Below are 11,919 nucleotides of genomic sequence, written 5' to 3'. Positions count from 1 at the left end.
GAAAGGAGACTACCATGATTGCAAAACAAAAAGTTTTGATTGTGGATGATGATGTAAATATCGCTGAGCTAATATCTCTCTACTTGACGAAAGAGTGTTTTGATACCTTTATTGTTCATGATGGGGAGGCTGCAATCCGGGAGTTTCGCTCCTACCAACCAAACCTGGTGCTTTTAGATCTTATGCTTCCAGGAATTGACGGATATGAAGTATGTAGGGAGATTCGCAAGACCTCCACCGTCCCTATTATTATGTTATCTGCGAAGGGAGAAATCTTTGATAAGGTCCTAGGACTTGAACTGGGAGCAGATGACTATATTATTAAACCATTTGATTCTAAGGAGCTGGTGGCCCGCGTTCGCGCTGTTCTCAGAAGGTTTCATCCTACGAATGAAACCCAGGAAGAAGCTCCCAAGCAAACCGGTGAATATGTTAATTATCCTGATTTGTTAATTAATCTTAGCAATTATTCTGTTCAATATTATGGGGAAGAGATAGAAATGCCGCCAAAAGAGCTGGAACTATTATATTTTCTTGCCTCCAATCCCAATCAGGTATTTACAAGAGAACAGCTTCTCGATCATATCTGGGGTTATGAATACTATGGTGATACCAGAACGGTTGATGTTCATATCAAGAGGCTTAGAGAAAAGATTAAAGATCATAAAGACTGGAGCCTTTCCACGGTATGGGGTATCGGGTATAAGTTTGAAGCCAAAACCTCCAGAAGATAAAAGATGCACATAATTGGTAAACACAACCTATAATAAAAATCTTAACCTATGAAAGGACGGTGCATACCATGAAAAAAACCTTGTGGTCAAGGCTTATTCTCTGCTATTTAATTTCAGTTGTATTAGTTTTTGTACTTCTGAATACATATGGTATGAATCTCCTTGAAAAAGAACTCCAAAGGGACAAGGAAACACAATTATATAAGCAGGCGAACCTGATATCCAATGAATATATGGGTAACTTTTATGATGATACTACGATTAATCTACATGAGCAGTTAAAATCCATTGATACATACCTTGATATACGGGTATGGATTGTTAATGCAGCCGGTGACATCATTGTCGACTCTGCTTATAAAAACCCTCCACAGTTCAATCTAACTGAATATGATCCATCCTTTTTAGACAAGTCTACCTCTGAAAATATTATAATCAGAGGTGTTATTAACGAACCCATGTTAAGCTATACGAAGACCGTAACGTATGACTATCGCATCATGGGATATATTGTTCTTTTCACGCCCCATAGTGAAATCCGTAATAATGCCTTATTATATATTGATGTAATCAACATCTGTTTCCTGATTTTCTTTCCTTTATTATTACTGATATTCCTATACATCTATTATATCACTGCAAGCCCGATGAAAAGGCTGATTAAGGCTTCTATGGAATATAGTGCCGGTAATTTTAACTACAACTTGATCGTCAAGGGCTTAAGTGAATATCAGGAGCTTGGACATGCAGTCGCTTATATGGCAGGGGAGCTAAATAAACTGGATGATTATCAGAAGAAATTTGTAGCTAACATCTCCCATGATTTTCGTTCACCGCTTACTTCAATTAAGGGGTTTGCCGAAGCTATCTTAGATGGTACTATCCCCTATGAGATGCAGGATAAATACCTTAATATCATATTATTTGAGACTGAGCGGCTTAATAAGCTTACCTCCAGCCTTCTGGAGCTTAACAGCTTTGAAAACCATGGTGCTTTTCTTGATATTATCTCCTTTGACATTAACCATATTATCAAGAAGACCTCCGAAAGCTTTGAAGGAGTCTGCCGAGACAAGAAAATTACCTTAAACTTGGTTTTCTCCTCTAAGGAAACCTATGTAGATGCCGATATGAGTAAAATCCAACAGGTGCTTTATAATTTGATCGACAATGCCATTAAATTCAGTCATAACAATTCTAAAATCAAGGTTTCAACAGAAGAAAAGGGGGACAAGGTATTTATCTCCGTGAAAGATTATGGAATTGGAATACCGAAGGACTCTATTAAAAAGATATGGGATCGTTTCTATAAAACCGACGCATCCAGAGGTAAAGATAAAAAGGGTACCGGACTTGGTCTGTCCATAGCTAAGGAGATAATCCAGTCCCACAATGAAAACATTAACGTAATTTCAACCGAAGGGGTTGGAACCGAGTTTATCTTTTCATTAAAAAAATCTCCTGAGTAATCTATTGATAATAATATAATGTTCCTATCGTAAAATCACAGAAGCTTTGCTCGACTGTAAACCGTAAACTTCTGTGATTTTGTACATATATTATAGGTATATATTTGTATCCCTTACGCCTCATCCCAGCTATGGTGATGCAGCTTACCCTCCAGCTTCATGCCTTCAAAGTTATTTTGTCTCAAAGCCTCATAAAGCACAATGGCGACTGAATTTCCAAGGTTTAGGGAACGGATATCTCCTACCATGGGAATACGGATTGTATTCTCCTTATTCGCCAGAAGAAGCTCTTCCGGTATACCCGCGCTCTCTTTCCCAAACATAATGTAGCAATCCGGTTCGTATTCCACATGGGTATAAGTTTTTTGTGCCTTGGTCGTTGCCATGTAGATTTTAGCCCCTGGATTTTTGTCCAAAAAATCCTGATAGTTATCATATACCGTTACATCAAGGTCCTTCCAGTAATCCAAACCGGCACGCTTGATTTCCTTTTCAGTTAATCGAAATCCCATTGGCTCTATTAGATGTAATCTGGTTCCTGTTGCTACACAGGTCCTGCCAATGTTACCTGTATTCGCAGGTATTTCGGGCTCTAATAATACAATATTCATTACAAAAACCTCTTTCCTTTTATTCTTCTCACACTATTTTGGACGTCAAAGCCTTTCTTTAAACTTAGATTCGTCAATTTTACTTACTCTTTTTTATACAGAGTGATGCAAACATAGTTTAGTGAGCAACTGTTATGTACCACTACGTACTTCATCCAAGCGAGAGCGTGCCCGGAATAAACTATGTTTGTATCACGAATTCAATAGCTAAAATTGTGCAAATTTACGTATATTATTTTACTTCTGGGCTTTTGGCATACTAATCCTTATAAAGAAAAAAGGTGAATTAATCACCTTTTATTGCTACATTTATTTCTATTTTTTTGTTATCATCATACTCTAAAGGAATACAGATATTTTTTGCATAGTTATTGCTAAAAGACATTGTTCCGCTTCCTACTGTCGGCGGTGTTATATCTATTTCAATTCCTTTGGTAGAAAACACCGTGGCCGTATTACCAAGTATCATATTTCCCAATTCACATATAGCACTTCTTGCCAATTCATCCAGTTGAGTAACCGGCATCATTATCATTTTAGAAGCGATATCACAGGCAATATCATGTTCAAAGGCTATCATTACTTGCCCTTTCATCTCGCCGGTAAAGCCAATTAATATCACTAACGTATTATCTAAAAAAACAGGATCCTTTACATGTGGTTTTCCTAATTTGGCATCAACAAAGCACATTTCCTTTAGTATTTTTGTCGAAGCCATCAAGAACGGATTAATGTGGTCTGCATTCAATGTGGCCATTTAAGTTACCTCCTATGTATCCTATAAGCATTCTATCACAGGTAGTCCCTATATTTCAAGTAAAAGCTACTTAAAATGTACTTTTACACCAAAATAGATTAGCGTTTATCAACGGTCTTTATACCTTTTCACAAATCGTTCAATACGCTCAATTGCTATCTTAAGGTTCTCGATAGAATATGCATAAGAAATTCTTAAATAACCTTCACCACAATCTCCAAAAGCAGTTCCCGGTACTACAGCCACTTTCTCTTCCTCAAGTAATTTTGTTGCAAATTCTTCGGAGGTCATTCCCAGTGATTTAATACATGGGAATACATAAAAAGCACCAAACGGTTCAAAACACTCAATTCCCATACTACGAAATGCATGAACTAAGTATCTTCTGCGTTTATCATAAGCATCCTTCATCATTTCAACATCGGCATCACCGTTCTTTAAAGCTTCTACACCGGCATACTGACTGGTTGTAGGAGCACACATAATAGCAAACTGATGTATCTTCGTCATCTGTTCAATAATCAAAGCCGGGCCCACCGCATAGCCAAGTCTCCAGCCTGTCATAGCATATGATTTAGAGAATCCGTTAATTACAATGGTACGATCCCTAAGTCCCGGTAAGGATGAAATAGAAACATGTTTTCTGCCATAGGTCAGTTCTGAATATATCTCATCTGATATAACATAAAGATCTTTTTCAACAATAACGTCTGCGATCTGTTTTAAATCATCATAATCCATTGTAGCACCGGTTGGATTATTCGGGTATGCAAGAATGATAACTTTGGTCTTATCGGTAATTGCATCTAAAAGCTGATCCTTGGTAAGTTTAAATTCATTTTCTCCCTTTAATTCGATAACAACCGGTACACCACCGGCTAGAATAGTACATGGGTGGTAGGATACATAACAAGGCTGAGGTATTAATACTTCATCACCCGGCTCCAGCATGGCACGAAGAGCAATATCAATAGCCTCACTTCCTCCTACGGTTACTAATGTTTCTTTGTCCGGTTGATATTCTAAACCAAATCTTCTTTTTAAATATTTGCAGATTTCAACTTTTAGATCCTTTAAACCTGCGTTAGAGGTATAGAAGGTTCTTCCCTTCTCTAAGGAATAGATCCCCTCTTCTCTAATATGCCAGGGTGTATCAAAATCAGGTTCTCCTACACCAAGGGATATTGCATCCTTCATTTCACTGACAATGTCAAAAAATTTTCGAATACCTGAGGGTTGTATACTAACTACTTTTTTTGATAATGGGTTTCTCAAGGGGTAATCAACATCCTTTCATCATGTTTGATTTGAACGAGTGGCAGACCGTGCTCTTTGTATTTTTTTAATACAAAATGAGTGGCCGTACTAAGAACGGCATCCATTGGTGCCAGTTTTTCAGACACAAAACTCGCAACTTCTCTCATGGTTTTCCCTTCAATCAAAACCGTAAGATCAAATCCGCCCGACATCAGATATACAGATTGCACTTCTGCAAACTGATAAATTCTTTCAGCAATCTTATCAAAACCCAGTCCCCGTTGTGGAGTTACTTTTACTTCAATTAAAGCTGTTACTCTCTCACACTCCACCTTATCCCAATTAATCAGGGTCGGGTAACCACATATGATATGCTCTTTTTCCATCTCACTGATAATTGATTTAATTTCATCCTCTGTAGAACCTAACATGATTGCTAAATCTGCTGCCGTCAGTTTACTGTTTTTATCAATAGCTGCCAAGATCTTTTCTCTCATCCACAATCCCTCTCTTTTCTATCCAATTTTAAAGTAAATTCTGAGACTGCCATTTATTCAGCCGGAAACAAAATTTACTATAACTAATAATATGACAATACTATTCTTATGTGAGCTTTTCAAATTAATCTATAACTGTCTAAAAACAAAGCAACATGTAAATACAATTCCTTATTATCTAGGGATTTTATACTACTTTATAAAGCTCATCACCTTTAGGAGGCTCCAGGTAACGTTTTTCATCACCATTCATCACAATTCGTTCATTTCCCTGCGTAATATGTCCAATCACAGCTGCAGGTATGCCTTCCGCTTTTAAACTATCTACCAACCTGTTAGCTTTATCCGTAACGATAAGCATGCATCCGCTGGAAATCAACATATATGGATTTATATCATAGAACTCACAGATTTCTACCGTTTCCTGCTTTAGAAGAATTTTTGTTAAATCCACTTCCATACCTACCTTAGAGGCAGCGCCCATTTCCCATAATGCTCCGAAGACACCTCCTTCGGTTACATCATGCATTGATGTCACTCCAACCTCTCTCGCTATTACCGACTCACGAACGACAGATATATGATCAAGCATTCGCTTAGCTCCCTCAAGAAATCCGGCTGTATATTTCGATAGCAATTCCTGCTCTTTCTCAGCCGCTATAATTGCAGTTCCTTCCAGTCCTGCCCATTTAGTCATGACTATTTCATGGCCGGGTATCGCACCAGAAGTTTTTATGATTTCTGACCGTTTCATTTTACCTACACCGGTCACTGTGATAATTGGTTGATTAACGGCTTTTGTAACCTCCGTATGGCCGCCGATAACTTCAATATCCAATGTTTCGCATACAGCTTCTATATCTTTCATTATTGTCTTTAATTCTTGTTCCTGTGTTTGCTCCGGCAATAGAATAGAAAGCATAATTCCAATTATTTGTGCTCCCTCCGAGGCAATATCATTGGCTGTGATATGGACGGCAAAGGTTCCTATGTCCTTTATGGTTCCTGTAATCGGGTCCGTAGACATAACAATAACCTCATCCTCTGCTATAGCGAGAACACTGCAATCTTCGCCAACAGAAGGGCCTACAAGAACTTCATTTCGCCGATGCTTTATTTGGTTTAATACAGACCTTTTAAGGACTGTTTCGGGTATTTTACCAAGGTTCATTTTATTCTCCAACTATTCATTACTGTCCGTAATATATCTGCCATCATGATCCTATTCCATTAATGTAATGGATTTGATCTCTAAATATCTAGCAGTATACCATTGTAATTTTTTCTTTCGCACGTCTATATTTTATAAAGGTAAAACATACTTGTTAAATTAATTCTTACTATTCCGGATCTTCCATATCCCATGTAGAATCCCAATAAATATCACTCTGCAAATGACCATTCGGATTCGTCTTATTCTCCGGTATAACCGATTGACTTTCTACCTCTTCATTCGCTTCACTTTCATCCACCTGATTTTGCTCCGGTTCCTGCTCTTCTTCCTGATCCTGGTCCTCATCTTCCTTTGGTTCCTGATCTTCTGATGGATCGTTATCCTCCGGATTATTAGCTTCCTCCGAATCATCGGGCTTCTCAGGTTCTTCTTCCACTACCTTAGTTCCTACTGTCACGTACCTCGGAGCAGCTGCATAATTGCTTTTATTAATCAGGGTTCTGCTTACTTCTACATCATTTTCATATACTACTTTATATAATTCTGACTTATAACCGGTATGGGCAGATTGGGTAACCTTTCGATAGGTTGTAGGCTGTGTAGGATCTTCTGTAATAACATCAGCCGGAGGCGGTGTTTCTGATAAAACAACCGTTACATATTCTACCCTTCTGTTCTTCGTATCTCTTGTTTCTTCACCCCAGATATTAAATGTAATTCTTCTGCCTTTGGTATATGCTTCTATTACAATGGGAACATCCGTATTGTTTTTGAATTTAAAATCCTTGTAAGTTCCTGCTATCGCCGCATCTCTTGCTAAATCAACATAGCTGATCGTCATGGAATGAGGTTGTCTCTCTACAATCTCCAGTTCAGCATTTAATACCGCATTATAAAGGGTCGTTGTCACCTGACAGGCACCACCACCGACACTGTCGATTACCCTACCTTGCAGATAAGCACCCGCGACATAATATCCGTTCTCCACGGTAAAAGGAGTCAGATATTTATAACTGGAGAACACCTCCCCCGGATATATAACCGCATTGTTGATTAATCTGGCTCCATTGGCCAGATTAGCAGCTCTTCCTTCTGCCGAATCCGCATATTCCGTAGTAAAAGTTCCTAACAATGTATTACATCTTTCCACTACTTCCCTTGTAAATATAGGCATATCATCTTCCATAGCTGCTTCAACAACAATATCTTTGCGATTCCAATTATTCAAGATACTATTGGTAATAATCCCTGTTGTTTCTTCTATATCTACCTTTTTTCCTACGATATGATCCGTATAAACAAACTCTTTATTCTTCCTTGCTATGGTTGCATTCACCGGTTCAATATTATAAGTACTAACCTGTGTAACAATAATATCTCTTAGCTTACTTTCATTCAGTGTAAATGATAAAGGGTATACGATATTTCCCTGTTCGATATCCTTTAAGTCCTTATATCTTTTAATCAAATTACCGGATTTCCCTAGTGATAATGCATTATCTATATTATCATTTTCCTGGACTGTATAGCCTAAATCGCCTAAGGTAGTCGTGACCATTCCCTCACCGACTAATATAGCAATCCCTCTACTTTGTAAGCTCTCTACAAAATCATCTATAGCTGCCTCTGCTTCCCCTCTTGTCATCCCACTTACATCCACTTCATCTATGAAAACACCCTTGGGAATTATATTATTTTCTTCAGCAGTTGCAAAGAGTCTATCTCCCGGCAATAAAAAGGAAAGCGATAAAAATATCGCGGATAGTATAAATCTTCTCCTGCTCATTCTTCATCCTCCTTAAACTTGCTAACCTTAGCTGTTTTTTATTTAAGCTATTGTCTTCCATTAATTTCTTCCTATTGTAACATATGAATCAGATTATTCAAGATAATCTTTGGCAGATTGACATTTCAGCATTCATTATGTATATTTAATTAGAATAAATTAAATATACCTATAACACTTGGTATGATCATTGCCAGGATAACCATAACGATTATTACAGTTGAAATCATTTTCTTGGTTTTTCTGTTATGAAAATTCATCATTTCACCTCTTTCCATTGGTATTAAGAAAGGTTGTAATATATGCAAATACCTGTTTTGTTTAGTATTGTTATCATATTTGTAGTCTGGCTACAAGTAGAAATCCGAAAATCAAATAAACAATCCAAAAAAACCTCAGATCATTTTTGGCATATAGAAAACAGTGCGAACGCTACCAGAAAAGTAGATATATCCTTTTTAAATTATATCAAAATTCCGATAGAGCAATTACCTATGTCAGATAAAGCAGATGCAACTCTTAATTCCTATCGTGATTTAATTCTAAGTCTTAACGAAAAGAAAATTTTAAATCTGACCGGAATTACGAATACAGAGCTTAAATTAAAATATGGCGCTGCCAATATTACTCTTCTTTCGGAAGCGGACAATAATTATACCACTCTTGTAAGTATTCTCCATAGATGGGGCGATCGATTATATACCTTAGGTTATCGATCTGACGCCGTTAATGTATTAGAATATGCGGTTACCTGCTCTACCGATGTTCGTAAAACTTATCAACTCTTAAAAAAGATTTATATGGAAGAAAATACCCCTGAAAAAATTGACTTTCTGATTGAAAGACTTAGAAAGACCAATATTTACAATAAAGATGCCATCCTTCATGAGTTAACTCATGTTAGGATTTCTGAATAATTATTATACCAATGAATGTTATATCCTATACTATCAAGTGTATTTTTCTGACGATTGGAATTAAAACCTATTCTATGATATTTTACGAAAACCTTCAAGGGCTTTTTTCTTTTTTAAGTAACTTTCAAACGCTAATACTACTTCTGATGATTTATATAATATTTACAGTACTCTCTCAAAAAACATTCTGTACATTTTGGACTTCTGGCTGTACAGATACTTCTTCCAAAGGTAATCACTTGGATATTATATAATATCCATTGTTCTCTTGGCAATTTATACATTAGTTCAAATTCAATTTTAACCGGATCCTCTTCCTTGGTAAGTCCAAGTCTTTGTGAGATTCTTTTCACATGGGTATCAACCACAATACTGGGTTCCTTATAGATGTTTCCCCTAATTACATTGGCTGTTTTCCTTCCTACCCCCGCCAGACTGACCAGCTCATTAATATCCTTTGGTACTTCACCATTGTATTCATATAATAATCGTTTCGCACATTCGATGATGTTTTTCGCCTTATTCTTAAAAAAACCTGTTGAATGAATATCTCGTTCCAATTCCAGTTGATCCGCTTGGGCGAAATCCTCAATACTTTTATATTTCTGAAACAAATCCTTCGTTACAATGTTTACCCGTTCATCGGTACATTGTGCACTTAATATGGTAGCAAACAAAAGCTGCCAAGGTGTTTCGTAATTGAGAAAGCAACGGTACTCTAGTCCATATTCCCGATTAAACGCCTGTAATATCTTATCTATTCTTTCTTGTTCCTTTTTGGAAACTTTTCTTTTTTTCACTTATTTCACCTTTCTAATATCTAATAAATAACTACTATCAGATTATAAAACAACTGACACCGCTTATAATCTATAAATCAGTAACCATACCTATATTCACTTGACCTTTGAATATCCTCCGTATATTACTTTTATTTTTCTATTACGGTAATCTTAGCGCCATAGCTGAGAGGGTCTCTTAAGCTGTAATCAAATAATATCGTGGTATCCTTTTGTATTGCCTTTCCCTCATATGCAGAAGTAATCACATCATAAGCAAACTGTTCAACCCGAATGTTTTTTCGATCTAAGCCCTGTGCTTCACAGATAGCTCGTATCTCTTGATACGATAGTAATGGACTGGATACAAACTTTGGCCTGCTTTTTATATTTTCTCTTAGACACAAATCCAACAATAAAATCTCGGAAAATACAGCTAGTGTGGTCTTATTCTTTATACTCAATTGTAACATTTTCTCTGATAAAAAATCCAGAAGAATTTCATATCGACGTAGTTTGGTGTGCGCAACTTCATCCAGCTTATTATCTGTGTAATAACCGGAAAGCTCACTATACAGATCAAAGGGTGTTTGAAAGAAATGCTCCAGATATTTTATGGAATACTTAAATTGTCCGCTATTATAGTAAGCTTCTACCATCTCACAAACTCCCTTAAGCTTTAATAGCTCGGAAAAACTAAGGTGATTTGTAAAAAGTACCTCATAAGGGGCTTTTTCCTGATATACGATACCATATTGCTCACTTTCCACATCTATAAGAGAACCGTTTAATACCTTTAAAAATCCTAACTGTAGTTGATCCGGCTCTTGAAGGTAAACATCATTAAAGGAGGTTTTAAAAGAATCATATCCCTCGAAAGGTAGGCCTGCAATCAGATCCAGATGTTGATGGATATTTTTAGCCTTACGAATCAGCTCTACATTATGGAACAATTTTTCCAGATTCATATTTCTTTGAATAGCCTTAATTGTATCAGGATTCGTTGTCTGAACCCCTATTTCAAACTGGACTTGTCCCGGCCTTAAAGTAGCAAGCAGCTTAAGCTCTTCTTGACTTAATAAATCCGCTGATATCTCAAAATGAAAATTCGTTATGCCATTATCATTGTCTTTGATAAATTGCCAAATATCCATGGCATGTTTTTTGTTACAATTAAAGGTGCGATCCACGAATTTAATCTGAGGAACCCCATAATCCAAAAATACTTTTAACTCTTTTTTTACCAATTCTATACTTCTTAGGCGTATTCCTTTCTCTATGGAAGATAGACAATAACTGCAGGAAAAAGGACATCCTCTACTGCTTTCATAGTATATAATTTTGTTTTTAAATACTTCCATGTCCTCGTAAGGAAAAGGGATACTATCCAATGAAAGCTGTTTTCTGGGCCCTGAGACATGAAATTTTTCACTTTCTTTGTTTATATCATTAGAAACAAGATTTTCCCGATAAACTATCCCACATATTTTGCTTAAGTCTTTACCGTGCTCTAAGTAATACTCAGAAAGCTCCAGAAAAGTTTGTTCTCCCTCACCAACTACAATTCCATATAATTGAGGATTTTTTTTCAGATATTCAATGGGATTATAACTTACTTCTGGGCCCCCAAGCCATATTTTCACATCAGGAAGTATCTTATTTAACTCCTTTGAAACCCGAAGCACGATATCTATATTCCAGATATAACAGGAGAATGCTACGACATCCGCCTTTTCTAGATAAATTTTTTTCATTATATCTTCCATTTGATTATTTATTGTATATTCCACTATGCCTATATTATCTCTATACTTACTTGCAAAAGTCCGTAGACTGTAAACAGCAAGATTCGAATGAATATATTTAGCATTAATTGCCACTAGTAAAATCTTCATTTTTATACCTTTCCAATACAACAATAACGTATATAATAATACA

11 protein-coding genes are annotated in these 11,919 nt (G+C 36.5%); 3 read left to right on the top strand and 8 right to left on the bottom strand.

What is annotated here, in order from left to right; genetic code table 11:
• The first annotated feature begins 14 nt into the window (after window positions 1-14).
• Window positions 15-734: a response regulator transcription factor gene (locus I5677_RS07620; RefSeq protein WP_197660979.1), complete on the top strand. Its 720-nt coding sequence runs from the start codon at window positions 15-17 to the stop codon at window positions 732-734.
• Window positions 735-802: 68 nt separating this feature from the next.
• Entirely contained in the window at window positions 803-2,203 is a 1,401-nt protein-coding gene (locus I5677_RS07615; protein WP_197660978.1) for a HAMP domain-containing sensor histidine kinase, read from the top strand.
• A gap of 113 nt (window positions 2,204-2,316) precedes the next feature.
• On the opposite strand, the gene I5677_RS07610 is transcribed toward I5677_RS07615, so the two are convergent.
• The 6 genes from I5677_RS07610 to I5677_RS07585 all read right to left on the bottom strand — a co-directional run bounded on the left by I5677_RS07610 (window position 2,317) and on the right by I5677_RS07585 (window position 8,285).
• Entirely contained in the window at window positions 2,317-2,814 is a 498-nt protein-coding gene (locus tag I5677_RS07610; protein ID WP_197660977.1) for a tRNA (cytidine(34)-2'-O)-methyltransferase, read from the bottom strand.
• Window positions 2,815-3,100: 286 nt separating this feature from the next.
• Window positions 3,101-3,571 carry a chemotaxis protein CheX gene (locus I5677_RS07605; protein WP_197660976.1) on the bottom strand — a complete coding sequence of 157 codons (471 nt, stop codon included), beginning with the start codon at window positions 3,569-3,571 and terminating at the stop codon, window positions 3,101-3,103.
• 108 nt (window positions 3,572-3,679) lie between these two features.
• A complete protein-coding gene (locus I5677_RS07600; protein ID WP_197660975.1) occupies window positions 3,680-4,846 on the bottom strand; it encodes a pyridoxal phosphate-dependent aminotransferase in 1,167 nt (388 codons plus the stop codon).
• Window positions 4,843-5,325, bottom strand: a complete 483-nt coding sequence (locus I5677_RS07595; protein WP_197660974.1) for an Lrp/AsnC family transcriptional regulator — start codon at window positions 5,323-5,325, stop codon at window positions 4,843-4,845. The genes I5677_RS07600 and I5677_RS07595 overlap by 4 nt, the downstream gene beginning before the upstream one ends.
• Window positions 5,326-5,512: 187 nt before the next feature.
• A complete protein-coding gene (locus tag I5677_RS07590) occupies window positions 5,513-6,496 on the bottom strand; it encodes an AIR synthase family protein (protein WP_197660973.1) in 984 nt (327 codons plus the stop codon).
• Between the two features lie 169 nt (window positions 6,497-6,665).
• A complete protein-coding gene (locus I5677_RS07585; protein WP_197660972.1) occupies window positions 6,666-8,285 on the bottom strand; it encodes a VanW family protein in 1,620 nt (539 codons plus the stop codon).
• A gap of 302 nt (window positions 8,286-8,587) precedes the next feature.
• Here I5677_RS07585 and I5677_RS07580 point away from each other — a divergent pair, with 302 nt between their 5' ends.
• The gene (locus I5677_RS07580) at window positions 8,588-9,202 is read left to right on the top strand and encodes a hypothetical protein (RefSeq protein ID WP_197660971.1); all 615 of its coding nucleotides are present in this window, start codon (window positions 8,588-8,590) and stop codon (window positions 9,200-9,202) included.
• 137 nt (window positions 9,203-9,339) lie between these two features.
• Here I5677_RS07580 and nth read toward each other — a convergent pair whose 3' ends face one another.
• Entirely contained in the window at window positions 9,340-9,963 is a 624-nt protein-coding gene (nth, locus tag I5677_RS07575; RefSeq protein WP_408632535.1) for an endonuclease III, read from the bottom strand.
• A gap of 170 nt (window positions 9,964-10,133) precedes the next feature.
• Window positions 10,134-11,876: a B12-binding domain-containing radical SAM protein gene (locus I5677_RS07570; protein WP_197660969.1), complete on the bottom strand. Its 1,743-nt coding sequence runs from the start codon at window positions 11,874-11,876 to the stop codon at window positions 10,134-10,136.
• Window positions 11,877-11,919: the final 43 nt, after the last annotated feature.

Source organism: Mobilitalea sibirica (genome assembly GCF_015999265.1).
GTDB lineage: Bacteria > Bacillota > Clostridia > Lachnospirales > Lachnospiraceae > Mobilitalea > Mobilitalea sibirica.
Note: the sequence above shows the minus strand (reverse complement) of the source record. Positions and strands in the feature narration are given on the sequence as shown.